This is a genomic window from Pseudoalteromonas sp. bablab_jr010 (assembly GCF_016464105.1).
Classification (GTDB): Bacteria; Pseudomonadota; Gammaproteobacteria; order Enterobacterales; family Alteromonadaceae; genus Pseudoalteromonas; species Pseudoalteromonas simplex.
On the sequence record NZ_JACDWV010000199.1, the window covers coordinates 1 to 15015 of the forward strand.

Below are 15015 nucleotides of genomic sequence, written 5' to 3' on the forward strand. Positions count from 1 at the left end.
AACTTATTGCAATGGCTGAAACCTTTGTACTGCCAGAGCGAAGAGAAAGACATTATCCAAGATGTGTGAAAAAGAGACCCAGTCGATACCCTGAACGAAAGCCCCAAAAAATGCCTGTCAGCTCTTAACTGACAGGCATTAAAGCATTGCTTGGCTTTTTTAATGGTTATTCAACGCGTTGCCAATATTGATTTCGATAGAAAAATGCAATATAGCCGCGTACTTCAAGCACCTTACCTTGTTCTTGTGGCGTCAGTTTAAGGGTATAGGTTTTACCATTGTTCGGGTCAAGAATTTCACCCTCTTGCCAGCTACCATCACCGGCATCTTTAGCACCTTCTATAATTTGTAACCCTAGAATAGGTTGATTTTTCTTATCACCTTTACACTCTTCGCAGATTGCGTCTTGCTTAGCTGGGTTAAGGATTTTTTCAACACTACCAACCAATACACCATCTTGCTCACTGATACGTACTAAAGATTTCGCTTCATTCGTTTCTTCGTCAATAGTTTTCCAAAGACCCACTGGCGTCAATGCGGCAAAGCTCAACTGAGAAAATAATAAGGTAGATAAAACAATTGATAAACGGAACATAAAAAACTCGTATAAAACTTAAGACTTTGGCACTATATCAGGGCTTAAGCAAACACACCATTTTGCTTAGCTCTGAAATCGACACAACATTGCGAGGGAACACAATGAGTCAATTCACATTAATTACCGGTGATATTGTCAGTTACGACAGTAATCAGGTTGCTACAATTAACGCCACGGGCGAAATAAAAATAAATCGCTTTGCTGAGCCATTATTTATTCCTGACAGCGCCAAAGCCGCCATTGAGCTGGGTCGGCTTGATGATAACTTATTTAATTTAAAAAAATTATTACGCTCAGGCTATGCTGACCCTTGTCCAACAACCCGCGTACTAATTGAAACTACACATCCTTTACCTGACATCGAAGGTCTGCTGATCAAGCGTCGCTTTAGCATTATTGATTTTTGCAGCGCCGAAATAGAAAAGTCGCACAGTAAAGCTGTATTAGATACCCTATTAAAGCTTGAATATGTGCAGCAAATTCAGCTTGATGAAGTCATGCAATTACAACCACCGGTACAATTTAGCAAACAATAAAGGTACAATGACTTTTTGTTTAGCCTAAACAGCTCCTTCATTTGTAAAAGGAATAACAATGAAAAGTGCGCTACCAATAATAGCTGCCGCAAGCATTTTGCTCGCAGGGTGTGATGAATTAGAAGTTGAAGAAACTCATAACTTTGGCGACGAAATGTATGAGAACAATTACACGCTCGTAAATACCACTGATTTAGAAGTGGATTATTACATGGCGAACACTGATTTATTTGGTGATGCTCAAGAGTTTAAAGACTCTAAATACTATGTTGATACGCTTGCATCGCAATCACCTCCCGTTGATGTAACACATGCTCACAATGAACGCAGTCGTATTTCCTTTTATGTAGTCGATCACAGCGACACAAGTAACTCAGCCACACAGATGTATCAGGTAGCTCAAGATCAACCTTATCATTTTATTGCTTGGCAAAATGCTGAAAAGCTCCGTTTAACACTCGTCAAAAAAGCCAATGATAATAAAGATGACTTTTTTGCGATTCGTATTCTCGCAACTGAAAACCTTCGCTTAAAAGTCGAAAAACAACTCGTTAATTTATATCAGAATCAATTAAGTTACTGGTACCACATTGATGACTGCGCTGATGACTTGAAAATATCAAGAATTAACGATGAGGATAAGCGAGTCTATGAACCCGTCTCAATCTGCGACGCATCATATGGGCAGTCATATACCTTGCTCTTAAGTGAAGATGGCCTTGAAGCGAGCATTGCTGAATAACCATTACATCTTTAGGTAAAAAGCTTTACATAGCTCCTTATAATCTTGGCTGTAGCTGCCATCAGCTGCATGTATGGTTAACGACGTTGTTTCGCATTCACCGTTGTTTTGGCTGAATAGCATCAGGCTTCGGCTCGCTTGCTTTTTGTCGGTGGTGCGAACCAAGCAATGGCGGTTTAAGTACCAGCCCGCTTGCTCAGCAACAGCAATGAATTGCTCTGCCTCTACGCAAGGCAAGATCACATTCAAGCGTGTTTTACTGTGACTCAGTCTAGAACATGATGCTATTAATTCGCTGAAGCTAAGGCCATCAGTATGGCGGGCAGTATTTCGAGCATGATTATCACCTTTTAGGCTCGCATTAAAATAAGGTGGGTTGGTGATGATCGCATCAAAAGGCTCTGCTGCATTAAATGACTGCACAGCTCCTTCGAAAAGGTTTATATCAGGCCATGGGCTAGCCGCAAAGTTGTCTCGAGCATCATTACAGGCATCAGAATCAATTTCAATGGCACTTACTTTTGCATCAGGCGCTCTTTGTTTTGCCATTAACGCCAACAACCCTGTGCCTGTACCAATGTCTAAAATGCGCTTAGCACCACTCACATCAGCCCACGCCCCTAACAAAATACCATCGGTCGATACTTTCATCGCTGCGCGCGTTTGCGTTACCGTAAATTGTTTAAACACAAAGCCTGACATTTTTTCACCTTTTCATTCACCACAGCCGCGTTAACGCGTATAATTAGGCTCAATTGTCCTCTATTTATGTCACTCTATGCAATTTTCTGAATTTGATATCGATAACAAGCTGTTAAATGCCATTAATAAAATGGGTTTTGATACGCCAACCAGTATTCAACAACAAGCGATCCCTGAAGCACTTCAAGGTCGTGATATTTTGGCATCTGCCCCTACTGGTACGGGTAAAACAGCCGCGTTTTTGATCCCTGCAATTCAATACTTGCTTGATTTCCCGCGTCGCGATCCTGGCTTTGCACGCGTATTGATCATGACACCAACCCGTGAGCTTGCTTACCAAATTCATGAGCAATGTGAATTACTCGCAGCACAAACTCATCTTAAAATTGGGGTTGTGACAGGTGGTATAAACTACGGGACACACAGAGAAATTTTCGAAAGCAATAACGATATTCTCATTGCCACACCAGGGCGTTTAATGGAGTACCTCGAAACAGAGAACTTCCATGCTGAAAACGTTGAAATGCTTATTCTTGATGAAGCTGACCGCATGCTAGACATGGGTTTTCGTAAAGAAATGCTACGCATTTGTGATGAAGCACGTAACCGCCGTCAATGTTTCTTATTCTCAGCCACCCTTGAAGGTGACAGCGTTGAGTTATTTGCAGAGCGAATCTTAAACGATCCGGCACTGCTTGAAGCCGAATCTTCACGTAAAGAAAAAGGCAAAATCCATCAATGGGTTCACCTTGCGGATGACTACGACCACAAGCTAAAAATGTTGGTTGAAACGTTAAATGGTGACGACATTCATAAAGCAATTGTGTTTGTTAAAACTCGTGAACGCCTTGAGACACTGGTTGGCGAGCTAAATAACGAAGGTCTTCGTGTTGCTTGGTTACGCGGTGAAATGCCACAAGATAAGCGCATGAAAGCGATGGAAAACTTTCACTCTGGCCGCAACAATATCCTAGTTGCAACAGATGTTGCTGCTCGTGGTATTGATGTAGCTGATATCAGCCATGTTATCAACTTTGATATGCCACGCACCGCAGACGTATATGTACACCGTATAGGACGTACTGGCCGTGCTGGTAAAAAAGGCATTGCGATATCATTTATTGAAGCTCATGATGTGGCAATTGTTGGTAAAGTTGAGCGCTACATTGAGCAAAAGCTTAAACGCCGCGTAATTAAAGGGCTTGAGCCACAGCACAAAGAAGCGAAGATCCCATCTAAGAAGAAAAAAGATCCAGTAAAAATGAAGGCAAAGAAAAAAGCCAAAGCTAAAACGAAGAAGAAAAAGTAGTTTTAACTTTAACATCATAAAAGTAAAAATGCCGAGCTTGCCTCGGCATTTTTGTACCCTACCCTTTTTACTTATTTAGTGTGTAATTAGTTCACACTTTTTTACCCATACAGACCGGCAAAAATAGAAAATCAATTAAATTCAAAAACTTAAAAAATGGAATAATAATTGTAACTGGTTCAGCAATAGTTCACAGCAGACTAGAACAACGAGGGAATTGTATGAGCCGCTTCAAATTAACCATAGTAATTACTTTATTAAGCTGTATTTTTTTACTTGCTTGCGCAACGAATGTGAGTGCCAATACTAGCGTGCTAACAACCAGCACATCGGCACAACCTCGCCTACAACAAATGGCCCTGAAAAAGTTAACAAATAATCCGAATTTTAAGATTAAACATCTTCAGGTGATTATCGATGGCAATACTGTTGAATTAAAAGGAATTGCAGAAACAGGATTTCAACGTGCTTTAGCGCAGAAATTTTTGGAGCACAGTCATGGTGTAACCCAGATCAGAAATAACCTTAAAGTGAACGCATTAAACAACCCGACACTTTAAGGTTAATAATTTAACAGAGGTTTATTTACCGCTTGCTTGTAAATTAATGTAGCTAGCTAATTCTTCTGGCTGCCCCATTAACGCCATAATCTGTTGGTTTATCTCCATCATGGTTTTTCCTTCAGGTAAGCTTGCTGACACAGTTAATTCAGACAATCCACTTACGAAGTTTGTGATAGCAGCTGCTAGCTCTTCACTTACTGGCGCCTGTTGTAACTGCATGGCAACAGTCTGTTGGAACTGCTCGTGGCTCATACCTTGTGCTTCTAAGAAACTATCAACAACTGCTTTAAGCTCACCTTCGTCGGCGATCGACATATTAATGCTACGTGGCTCAAGTTGAGTCATTGCAGCCATCATTTTTGATTGCTGTTGCAGTTGTTGCTCTAAAGTCAGCTCTGCACCTTGCGCTTCATTTTGCATTTTACTTATTGCCATTGATGCTTCCATTAATGGCGTTGAGTTGGCAAGGCCTAAGTTAAAACGCACATCAGCAACTTGGTTTGCAATAACGTTTAAAGCAAAATCACTGCTACCAGTGTCTTTATCATAATCTAGCGATGAATTTACGTCATAGCTTGCAGATGCTAACTTATTGTTCGCATTTTCAGGAAGTTGCGCTAAAAAGTCATCACTAAAACGAAAGCTCTTCATTACAAAACCAGTGTGAGGCGGCACTGCATCGACTTCATATCCTGTCACTTCAATATTGTCGATTGTGGCAATCATCTCATCACCAGTATAGCTTTGTACCTTAATCCCTGAAAGCTGCATGCTGCTAGCAAATACATTTGCTGAAATATCATTGTAAGTAATATCTACACCACTTTGCGCTGATAATGCACTTATTTGCTGATCAACGACCTTTTTTACTTCCTGTGTAGCTGCGTAGTTTGCGTAAAACGCACCGCCAACAGCCGCAGCAACAACCGCTGCTATAATTAACTTTTTCATTTTATTTCCTTTAATTGGTGTAAATTTTTAGCAGTGTATCATTAGTTGATTAACGACAATAGTTCATGCACGGTTTTCACTGGCGTGATCTTAGCGCCAAGCCCTTCCATTGATTTATGGTAATTGCGATGCGGAATAAAAATCTCTGTAAAGCCGTGTTGCGCAGCCTCCTTCACTCGAGGTACGCCGCTGTCGATTGGTCTTACATCACCATTTAAACTAAGTTCGCCCATAATACAGGTAGTGCGTGGTACAACAAATTCGTTCAAGCTGCTTAATAATGCTGCAACCAATGCTAAATCGATACAAGTCTCTGACTCATCGATCTTTAAGCCACCGACAATATTAAAAAAGGTGTCGTGAAAGATTTTTGTCTTTGTGTGTTTACGTAAAATTCCCGTGAGCATCTTAATACGGTTCATGTTCAAACCAACACATACCCGCTGTGGAAACTCAGCTTCGGTTTCTGTAGTTAAACATTGAATTTCGAGTAGTAAGTTACGGTTACCTTTACGTATACAGGTAATGGCTGAGCCTGGGGATTCTGTGCTTGAACCTGATAAAAAGATTTCGCTCGGGTTATCAACGCTCAGCATTCCACGTTCACACATTCTGAAAATACCCACTGTGTCGATATCACCAAAACGGTTTTTATTGGCACGCAATGTTCTGACTTGCCCATCGTTAGTATCAATATGCAGTAAGGCATCAACTATATGTACCAGTGTTTGCGGCCCAGCAATTTCGTTATTTTTGTTTACATGGGCAATGATGAACATAGTTACATCGTTTTGCTTACAGTATTGCGTTAATGCTTGAGCTGCACTTTTTACCTGTGACGGTGAACCTGGACTACCATTTGCCGTTTCTGTCACCACTGCCTGAATTGAATCGATAACTGCAAATTTAATTTTGTTTTTATCGAGTTCTTCAATGATTGCTTCAACACTGGTTTCAGAAAGCAAATAAAGCTCATCTTCGTTATAATCTAAGCGCAAGCGATTCACTCGGTTTTTAAACTGAGATAAAGACTCTTCCGCTGTACAGTATAAAGACGGCATCAGCTTTGACATACGTGCAACTAAATCAGACAACAAAGTCGTTTTACCGGCACCAGGGTCGCCTGAGATAATGTTGACGGAACCTGTCGTTACACCACCGCTTAATACTCTGTCTAACTCACCGATTTCGGTAAGGCGTTTTTCTGCCTCGGTGGTTGCAACTTCGTTGATTTTCTTTGAGCCACCGCTTGCGATACCGGCATAGCCTGCCACTGCAGCACGACTTGCCGCTTGCTTTGATTGCCCTGCCGATGGTTTAAATTCTGCAAGTGTATTCCATGCACCGCACTTACACTGCCCTTGCCAGCGCTGATAGTTCATGCCGCACTCAGTGCAAACAAATTCGATTTTTGCTGATTTTGCCATTCGGCCTTACCTATTGAATTATTCTATTTTGACTAATTAGTAACTTAAAAAACTGACTAGCTAAATATTTCATGTATAGTAGTTTTATGAGCTGAAGCCTTTGAACTTAAATCTGTTCGGCTTTTTTACACAGCTATAAGCGCAATAAAAAGTGCTTTAAGGCACATTTTTTGCATATAAATAAAACTTTACAAATCTTGCCATTTATTTGGCAGGTACTTATAACAATAACTAATACAATAAAAAAGTAGCGATTACTCAAGTTTTAATAATGTACTGCCTGCAAGTATACCTACTTTTTTAGATAGACGGTGATGGTTTTATAAATGGCTGAAGACATTTTGCTTAAATATGAGAGCCTAGTTGAAGAGCTAAAGGCGCATTTAGGCACTCCTAAGTTTGACAAACTATTTAAATCAAAGACAGCTAGCTTAACGAAGCCAGAGCAGTTTTTGATTAAAATGGAAATGTCACGCTTATCTCAGCCAGTAGCTCGCTTTATTGATTTACGTGGTCAAGTAACTGGTCAAGTCAAACCCTACGAATATGATGGCAAACAACACTTTATGGACGATACCGCCATTGAAGTGTTCGAAGATGCTATAAAACGCCACGGTGGTTATACTCTTGCTGTTTACGAAGCGGTAATGAACACCGAAAACAATCACCGGGTAATGCAGAAAAAAGCCGCTGAGCAAGCTTTAGCTGACGATAGTGCCGCTACAGAGCAGCCAGCTAAGGTTATTAAGTTTGCATCATACGAGAGTCGCCGCGAAGAGCGGATGAATTACTCAATTAAAATCACCGTTGAACTCGATAAAGACAACAAAGTTGCAGCATCAACGTCTGATATTTCTCTGAGCGGCGCTAAAATAAAACTAGCTCCACGTTATCAAGTTAAAAAAGGTCAGTTAATAGGTCTTCGCTTAGTTGGCTTAGAGCAAGATTTTGAGCTTGGTTTAAAAAACGGTATTCAATATGAAATCGTAGCGGTAGAGAAAGTTTCTCGTGAATATAACCATATACGCCTAAAGCGTACCTTTATTGAAAATAACGAAAAATTTGATGAGTTTCTAGAAAGCTTTATCCATGGCAATAAACGTCGCTATAAGGTTAATCTCGACAACACCTTAGATGCTGTTGTTTCAAAAGGCTACGAGCAATACTATATCCCTCGTGTTACCTCACTTTATACCTTTTTAAGCCTACAGGGTGATAAGCTATATCCTAGCCTTGCGCTAACCACAGAAAATAATATTTTTATTCAACGCTATTTTTGTGATGAGCGTAAGTTGTCTTGCCTGTACAGCATCATCAATCAACAACGATTGGGAGACTTACTAAGCTCTCCAGAAGCTGTTAAAGAAGAGTATTTATATACTTTTACTCATACCGTTGCCGGGAAAATTTATTATTATTCTGCAACTCGATCTGAGCTTGATAGCCAACCAAACTTAAAAAATTTATTTTTAGGATTTGGTAGCCAGAAAGATAGCTGGCAATGCTTTAAGCTTCAGTTGATGCCAAGCCATCCGGAAGATTCGTATATTCCACTGTCGCTACCAAGCAGTGCTGGTAAAAACATCGAAAAACTAAATAAGCCACCGACACCTCGTGTGCAAGGGTTGATCAAAGATGTTAAATATCTACTTATTTTGACCGCAATCGGTACTAAGTTTGAACATCAAACGTACCAACAGCTTGATTACAATAAAGATGCGGTAAACCAACTTAAACAGTTTGGTCACAGTAAGCATAAAACGCCCCCTCATTTAGAGCCTGTGGCGCTTGAGTATGTGAACCTTCGTGCTCATAAACGCTATTTATACAAAACAGCTGTAAGTGTAGAACACCATGAGCAAACTATTACAGGCCATACCCGTGACTTATCTGTGATGGGCTTACAAATTGAGTTCGACCAGCCTGTTGAGTTCAAAAAAGGCGATATCATTAAATTAAACTTGCCTGAATTGCAAAAAATCACCAAAAAGCATGATTTAACAAACCTTGCTTATGAAGTCATGGCGGTGAGTAAGTCACTGACCACCGTGAATTTAAAAGTGCATCGAATTACTGACTTACCGCATATGGCAATTAAGTTTTTCACGGTATTAATTGATAACAACAAAGACAAGCTACGTGTTTGTGAAGAATCCCCTAAAATTCCAGGGCTATCTACTGCACTAAGAAATATGGTGACTAAAAGCGTATGCCAGTTTCCGTTTTATTTACATAAAGAAGCAGCGCATTTTAAAACCGGCGCTATTGGCCAAGGCTTATACCCAAGCCCACTGCATGTTTTATTACAAAATTTTGGATTGTTAAATGAAACAACTAGTATCGATGGTTTCTTATCGACAGATCAAATTACAGAAGTGATCACACCGCTGGTCAAAGACCGTAGTCGCCAAGACCCACCGTTACCATTCACTTTATTTGTTCGCTTTGACCCACGTAAAACCGTTATAAGCGATGCCATTACTAGTCGTTGTATTAGTGAAGATGACTATAAACCACAAACCTTGTTTGTAAAAAAAGCACTAAAAAGCGATTTAGTATATATTTTCAGGCTGTACATTTCTCGCACAGGGCGGCCTGATATTGATTATTTGGCGAATGAATTGAAATATATTAGTCAGTACGCATTACATAAAGCAAAAGATCTTGAAGAAGCGCTATGGGCAGTAGCTGGCGTAGGCGATATAATTGATATTACCGACGAAGCGCTTACCCATTTTGATATTGACCAAAGGTTGATCAATGAAATGAGTAAACGCAAAGCAACATGGTTAAAGCGAGTAATCTAATGGTAGGCCAAGCAAGTAGGCAACTTGTAGTAATGAGCCTTCATTAATTGCTGTTTGTGCTTGCTCAACTACTTTCTGTTTACCGTGCACAGCAACACCAAGCCCTGCAGCAGCCATCATTTTTAAGTCGTTTGCTCCATCACCCATGGCAACAGTTTGGCGGTTATTTAAGGTAAGCCTTTGTTCGATTCGTTTAAGTACACGGGCTTTTTCCTCAGCATCAACTATCGTGCCTATGACCTTGCCTGTTAAACGATTATCTTTGAACTCAAGGGTATTCGCATGCACTTCATCTAAATCAAGCAGTGACTGCACTTGCTCTGCAAAAGGCACAAAGCCACCTGATGCGATTGCTAAATGCCAATTATGCGCTTTTAGGTATTGGCATAATTCACTCACCCCCGGCATCAGCGGTAAACGCGCTTTTAAGCCATCAATTAAGTCACCATCGATACCTTCAAGCTTAGCAACACGCTGCTTTAAGCTTTGTGCAAAATCTAGTTGACCAGCCATAGCTTGCGCGGTTACCGCTGCAACTTCGTCATAAACATCGGCTAGGCGCGCAATTTCGTCGATACATTCAATAGTAATAGCTGTTGAGTCCATATCCATCAGCAATAAGCCTGGTTCATTTACCGTTGGCGGATCCGTTAATTGCACCAATTGAATACCCAATTGCTTTGCAAATTCCACTAATACTAGTGGACTAAGTACTGTTGTTGTTTCGCTATGAAAGCCCCACGCTACTGGCATGTCTGCGACTGGCTGATAACAACAAAGCGATAAATTACTAAACCCTTGCGCGGCTAAAAAATCACTAATCGCGACTAATTGCTCAGCATTAAGCTCATTACCAAAAGCAATACTGAACACGCCTTGATTTGCTTTTGGCGTAAAGTCTGTTGTAATAAGGTGTTTATTTTCAATTTTATACCAGCAATTTAGGCTGATTTGTTCAGCTAAATTTGCTGAAGGTGTAGCAGCTAAGCTAAGCTGTGACATAGTGGCTCCACATTAGACTTATGTCTGTCCTTGGAAGTGCTTTTGGCACTCGCACTCAAGGGGCTGTTAAAGTTATCATGTTGTACCATCAAAATTAAATGCTGTCAGTAACGTATACGGTGACTATGAAAAATAACCAACTTAAAATTCCCTTTTCAGCCACTTATCGCCAACGTGTTGTGCGCTTAAGCTTGGCTACAGCCTGTTTTGTGCTGTTAAGTTGGGTTGCCATGAATAGTAGCTTTCAAAGCCACCAATTACTTTATGATAGCGCTGATAGCACAGCGATAAGCTTAACCAAGTTTATGGCACTGAATGCCAAAACGCCGCTACAAGAAAAAAATAAACCTGAATTAAATGCGTTGTGTAATCACATTGCTGAAGATGAGTATGTGTTAGCGGCAACGATTTACGATCAGCAAGGTATTCAAATTGCTGCCAGTGATAATTGGCAAAGCCACCACACCTTTGGTTTATTACCCGATTCAACCCCTGGTATAAGTAAGCTTAAAACCCCATTTGTAGAGCCTGTGATAAGTGATAATGAAAGGCCAATTGGTTTTGTATCGATAACCTATTTAACACAGGCTTCTATTGCAACCAGCCACAGTAATTTCCATGACTTAGGGCGACAAGTGTTATTAATGCTGGTGATCACCTGTATATTCACTTGGCAATTAGGTCGAGGCTTGAAGCTTTGGCAAATAAATCGTTATATCAAGAAAAGTTCAGAGCAAGAATCGTAGAGTTCTGCAGCTAGTTGCAGCTTTGCATCGCCTGTCGCGCCTTTAAGCTCACATAAATGAGTAAATACATCGCGCACCTTTAGCGGCGTATTAACCTGCCCTTGAAAACCTGCCAGCGGCATTGATGGCGAGTCGGTTTCAAGCACTAAATGCTGCAGCTCAATTAAGCTGATAACTTTACGAGTTTTAGCAGCACGCGGGTAACTTATCACACCACCAACACCAAGTTTAAATCCTTGTTTTATATAACTCTGAGCTTGTTGTTCTGAGCCAGAAAAGGCATGAATTACCCCGCCAAACTTTGGTTTGCAGCGCTTAAATGAGCGAGCAATTAAATCATGGCTTTGCCTGTGATGCACAATAAGTGGTAAAGCGAGTTGGTTGGCAAGCTCTATCTGTCCTTCAAATAACTGCGTTTGTTTATCGAGGTTATCGATGCTTCGATCAAGGCCGCACTCACCGATGGCAATAAACTGCCCTGAATGGGTTTTCGCTAATTGCTCTAGTTCAGCGAGATGATGAGTTTGGTGATCAGATAAAAAATAAGGATGTAAACCTAAAGCCACTGAAATACTCGGCTCTGATTTAGTAAACGATAATAGTTTTGTCGATTGCGCCAAGCTCACACCCGGCACAATAAAGTGCTCGATCCCTACTTGCTTGCATGCTGTGATAAGCTCTGTGCGAGTCTCATCAAATTCGCTAAAATCAAGGTGACAGTGGGAATCGATAAAACGCATTTACGGATTTAAGCGGCCAAACTGCCAACTACCATCGGCTTGGCGTTGATACATAAAGCGGTCATGTAAGCGGTGTGCTCCGCCTTGCCAAAATTCAATTTTAGTAGGCTCAACACAATAGCCTCCCCAAAAATCAGGCAATGGAATTTCACCCTCAGAAAACTTTTGCTTCATTTTCGCAAATGTTTCCATTAATACCTTACGTGATGACACTGGACGACTTTGCTGAGAAGCCCATGCAGCTAACTGGCTTTCTTTAGGACGCGTTAAAAAGTACTTAGCCACAGCAGTTGTTGGTAAGGGTTTAGCCTCGCCGTAGACTATGACTTGTCGCTCCATGTGGTGCCATGGGAAATGCAGAGAAATTTTGTTGTTACCTTTTAGCTCCTGCGCTTTGCGCGAGCCGGTATTAGTAAAAAACACAAAGCCATTTTCATCAAGATGCTTTAACAGCACAATACGCTGCGAAGGCTGACCATGCTCATCAACCGTTGCAACGACCATCGCCGTAGGATCAGGCAAATTAGTTGCAACAGCTTGCTCAAGCCATTTCTCAAACTGCTTGATTGGAGATGCATCAAGCATGTCTTCAGATAAACCATCCTGTAAATATTCACGGCGAATATCTTCAAGTTTCATAAAATTCCCTCTATCGCTACTATCAGCTATCAGCTATCAGCTATCAGCTATCAGCTATCAGCTATCAGCTATCAGCTATCAGCTATCAGCTATCAGCTATCAGCTATCAGCTAAAGATTAATCAAGGTTATTGAGCTGTCAATTTGTTGGGTTTCGCTACGCTCTACCCAACCTACGAAGCTAAGTTCTAGGCTCTACAAGCTACTCCCCTAGCGCCTAGAGTCTAGGGCCTGCGATTTATGTTGGGTTTCGCTGCGCTCTACCCAACCTACGAAGCAGAATTCACCTAGGTAGTTTAGCCTAAGACAAGGCGGAAAACCGACTTATCCCTACGAGCTCTTAAACGTTCTGCAAGTGTAGGAGTGCTGACAAGGCGAAGTGCTTTTTTATACCAAGGAGCATACGTGTTTTGTATGTGACTTCGGTTAAAAAAGCACGACAACGCAGTCAAAGCGAACTACACGAAGCAGATTACATTTGCTCCATGACTTCGATACCTAAAAGATCCAATCCTGATTTCAGTGTCTTCGCAACCAAATTACAAAGTACTAAACGGCTGTCACGAACACTTGGCTCTACGCCTTCTTTTAGAACTGGGCATGCTTCGTAGAACGTCATGTATAGGCTTGCTAGTTCGTATAGGTATCCACATAATACGTGCGGTGTCGCTTCGCTGATCATTAGATCGAGTACTTCTTCTAGCTGAAGAAGTTTAAGTGCCAGCGCTTTTTCTTGCGGCTCGTTGATTGCAACGTCTGCTGTTAATGACGCCGCATCAATACCTGATTTACGGAAGATACTGCGAACACGTGTATATGCATATTGTAAGTAAGGCGCTGTCGCACCTTCAAAGCTCAGCATTGTGTCCCAGTTGAAGATATAGTCGCTAGTACGGTGCTTAGAAAGATCCGCATATTTTACTGCGCCAATACCTACTTTACGGGCAATTTCGCTACGCTCTTCGTCGCTTAAGTCTGACTCACGCTCAGCTAGTTTAGCTGCGGCACGAGTGATTGACTCTTCAAGTAAATCAGCAAGCTTAACGGTACCGCCAGTACGTGTTTTGAATGGCTTACCGTCTTCACCCATCATGGTGCCGAATGGGCAGAACTCATAACTTGTTTCATCACGTAATAAACCTGCTTTACGTGCGGTTAGCTCAACTTGATTGAAGTGTAAGCTTTGACGTGCATCTACAAAGATTAAGATGCGATCAGCACCCAGTTTATTTGAGCGGTAATCACAAGCAGCTAAGTCAGTTGTCGCATATAAGAAACCACCACCTGATTTCTGTACGATAAACACTGAAGGCTCGCCGTCTTTGTTAGCAAGCTCATCTAAGAACACGACTTGTGCGCCATCAGACTCAACGGCAATATTTTTGTCTTTCAATAGTGCGATGATGTTTGCAAGTTCACTGTTGTAAGCACTTTCTGCCATGATGTCATCTTGCGTAAGTGTTACGTTTAGACGCTTATAAACTTCTTCAGAATGCTTTACAGAAGTGGCAATGAATAACTTCCACAGCTTTTCGCAGTGTGCGTCGCCGCTTTGTAATTTAACAACGTAATTACGGGCTTTGTCGGCAAACCCTTCTTCATCATCAAAGCGTTTTTTCGCATCACGGTAGAAGGTTTCAAGATCGGCCAGCGCTACAGACTCTAAGTCTACACCTTGGTTGATTTGATCTTCTAAGTGCGCGATTAACATACCAAACTGAGTCCCCCAGTCACCCATGTGGTTTTGACGAACAACTTCATCACCACGGAACTCAAGGGCACGAACAACCGCATCACCAATGATGGTTGAACGTAAATGACCTACGTGCATTTCTTTAGCAAGGTTAGGTGATGAGTAATCAACAACTACTTTTTGTGCTGTTGCATGTGGCGCAACTGCTAGCTTTTCGTCTTCGTTTGCTGCTTTTAAGCTAGCTGATAAGAACTCAGGCTTTAAGTGAATGTTGATAAAACCAGGACCCGCGATTTCTGTTTTTTCTGCGATATCTGCAAGGTCTAGGTTATCAATAATTTTTTGTGCAAGTTCACGCGGGTTTGATTTTAATTTTTTAGCCGCGCCCATTGCGCCATTGATTTGATAATCACCAAACTGTGGACGTGTACTTTGTGTTACCGCTGGATTAGTGTCTTCAGGTAACCCTGCTGCAACCATAGCAGCAATTGCTTTGTCGATTAAAAGAGTACGAATATTCATTGTAATTTTTACCTTTATGGCCCGCTGTACGGGCACTTA

The 15015-nt window shown here is 41.3% G+C and carries 14 protein-coding genes; 6 read left to right on the plus strand and 8 right to left on the minus strand.

The window, feature by feature from the left end:
* Nucleotides 1–166: 166 nt before the first annotated feature.
* Nucleotides 167–595: a DUF2147 domain-containing protein gene (locus tag JIG37_RS19730; RefSeq protein ID WP_199530124.1), complete on the minus strand. Its 429-nt coding sequence runs from the start codon at nucleotides 593–595 to the stop codon at nucleotides 167–169.
* A 104-nt stretch (nucleotides 596–699) separates the two neighbouring features.
* On the opposite strand from JIG37_RS19730, the gene JIG37_RS19735 reads away from it, so the two are divergent.
* Entirely contained in the window at nucleotides 700–1134 is a 435-nt protein-coding gene (locus JIG37_RS19735; protein ID WP_199530125.1) for a hypothetical protein, read from the plus strand.
* Nucleotides 1135–1192: 58 nt separating this feature from the next.
* The gene (locus tag JIG37_RS19740) at nucleotides 1193–1876 is read left to right on the plus strand and encodes a hypothetical protein (RefSeq protein WP_054551244.1); all 684 of its coding nucleotides are present in this window, start codon (nucleotides 1193–1195) and stop codon (nucleotides 1874–1876) included.
* Between the two features lie 3 nt (nucleotides 1877–1879).
* On the opposite strand, the gene JIG37_RS19745 is transcribed toward JIG37_RS19740, so the two are convergent.
* Nucleotides 1880–2578 carry a methyltransferase gene (locus JIG37_RS19745; RefSeq protein WP_199530126.1) on the minus strand — a complete coding sequence of 233 codons (699 nt, stop codon included), beginning with the start codon at nucleotides 2576–2578 and terminating at the stop codon, nucleotides 1880–1882.
* 76 nt (nucleotides 2579–2654) lie between these two features.
* On the opposite strand from JIG37_RS19745, the gene srmB reads away from it, so the two are divergent.
* The gene (gene srmB, locus JIG37_RS19750) at nucleotides 2655–3887 is read left to right on the plus strand and encodes an ATP-dependent RNA helicase SrmB (RefSeq protein ID WP_055198154.1); all 1233 of its coding nucleotides are present in this window, start codon (nucleotides 2655–2657) and stop codon (nucleotides 3885–3887) included.
* A 221-nt stretch (nucleotides 3888–4108) separates the two neighbouring features.
* Nucleotides 4109–4447: a BON domain-containing protein gene (locus JIG37_RS19755; protein WP_054551241.1), complete on the plus strand. Its 339-nt coding sequence runs from the start codon at nucleotides 4109–4111 to the stop codon at nucleotides 4445–4447.
* 21 nt (nucleotides 4448–4468) lie between these two features.
* On the opposite strand, the gene JIG37_RS19760 is transcribed toward JIG37_RS19755, so the two are convergent.
* Nucleotides 4469–5401 carry a hypothetical protein gene (locus JIG37_RS19760; RefSeq protein WP_138619821.1) on the minus strand — a complete coding sequence of 311 codons (933 nt, stop codon included), beginning with the start codon at nucleotides 5399–5401 and terminating at the stop codon, nucleotides 4469–4471.
* Nucleotides 5402–5442: 41 nt separating this feature from the next.
* Nucleotides 5443–6828 (minus strand): DNA repair protein RadA, encoded by a 1386-nt coding sequence (radA, locus tag JIG37_RS19765; protein ID WP_054551239.1) that lies wholly within the window; start codon nucleotides 6826–6828, stop codon nucleotides 5443–5445.
* Nucleotides 6829–7154: 326 nt separating this feature from the next.
* Here radA and JIG37_RS19770 point away from each other — a divergent pair, with 326 nt between their 5' ends.
* Nucleotides 7155–9635, plus strand: coding sequence for a PilZ domain-containing protein (locus tag JIG37_RS19770; protein ID WP_199530127.1), 2481 nt, complete (start codon nucleotides 7155–7157; stop codon nucleotides 9633–9635).
* Here the strand turns inward: JIG37_RS19770 and serB are convergent.
* Nucleotides 9618–10637, minus strand: a complete 1020-nt coding sequence (gene serB / locus JIG37_RS19775) for a phosphoserine phosphatase SerB (protein WP_199530128.1) — start codon at nucleotides 10635–10637, stop codon at nucleotides 9618–9620. The two genes, JIG37_RS19770 and serB, sit on opposite strands and share 18 nt — an antisense overlap.
* Nucleotides 10638–10762: 125 nt before the next feature.
* Between serB and JIG37_RS19780 the strand changes: the two genes are divergently transcribed.
* The gene (locus tag JIG37_RS19780) at nucleotides 10763–11383 is read left to right on the plus strand and encodes an AhpA/YtjB family protein (protein ID WP_054551236.1); all 621 of its coding nucleotides are present in this window, start codon (nucleotides 10763–10765) and stop codon (nucleotides 11381–11383) included.
* Here the strand turns inward: JIG37_RS19780 and JIG37_RS19785 are convergent.
* The 3 genes from JIG37_RS19785 to argS form a co-directional block, all read right to left on the minus strand.
* On the minus strand, nucleotides 11350–12123 hold the full coding sequence (locus tag JIG37_RS19785) for a TatD family hydrolase (RefSeq protein WP_138619825.1): 774 nt from the start codon (nucleotides 12121–12123) through the stop codon (nucleotides 11350–11352). The genes JIG37_RS19780 and JIG37_RS19785 overlap by 34 nt on opposite strands.
* Nucleotides 12124–12762, minus strand: a complete 639-nt coding sequence (pdxH, locus tag JIG37_RS19790) for a pyridoxamine 5'-phosphate oxidase (protein WP_199530129.1) — start codon at nucleotides 12760–12762, stop codon at nucleotides 12124–12126.
* A 471-nt stretch (nucleotides 12763–13233) separates the two neighbouring features.
* Nucleotides 13234–14976 carry an arginine--tRNA ligase gene (argS, locus tag JIG37_RS19795; protein WP_138599630.1) on the minus strand — a complete coding sequence of 581 codons (1743 nt, stop codon included), beginning with the start codon at nucleotides 14974–14976 and terminating at the stop codon, nucleotides 13234–13236.
* Between the last annotated feature and the right edge of the window lie 39 nt (nucleotides 14977–15015).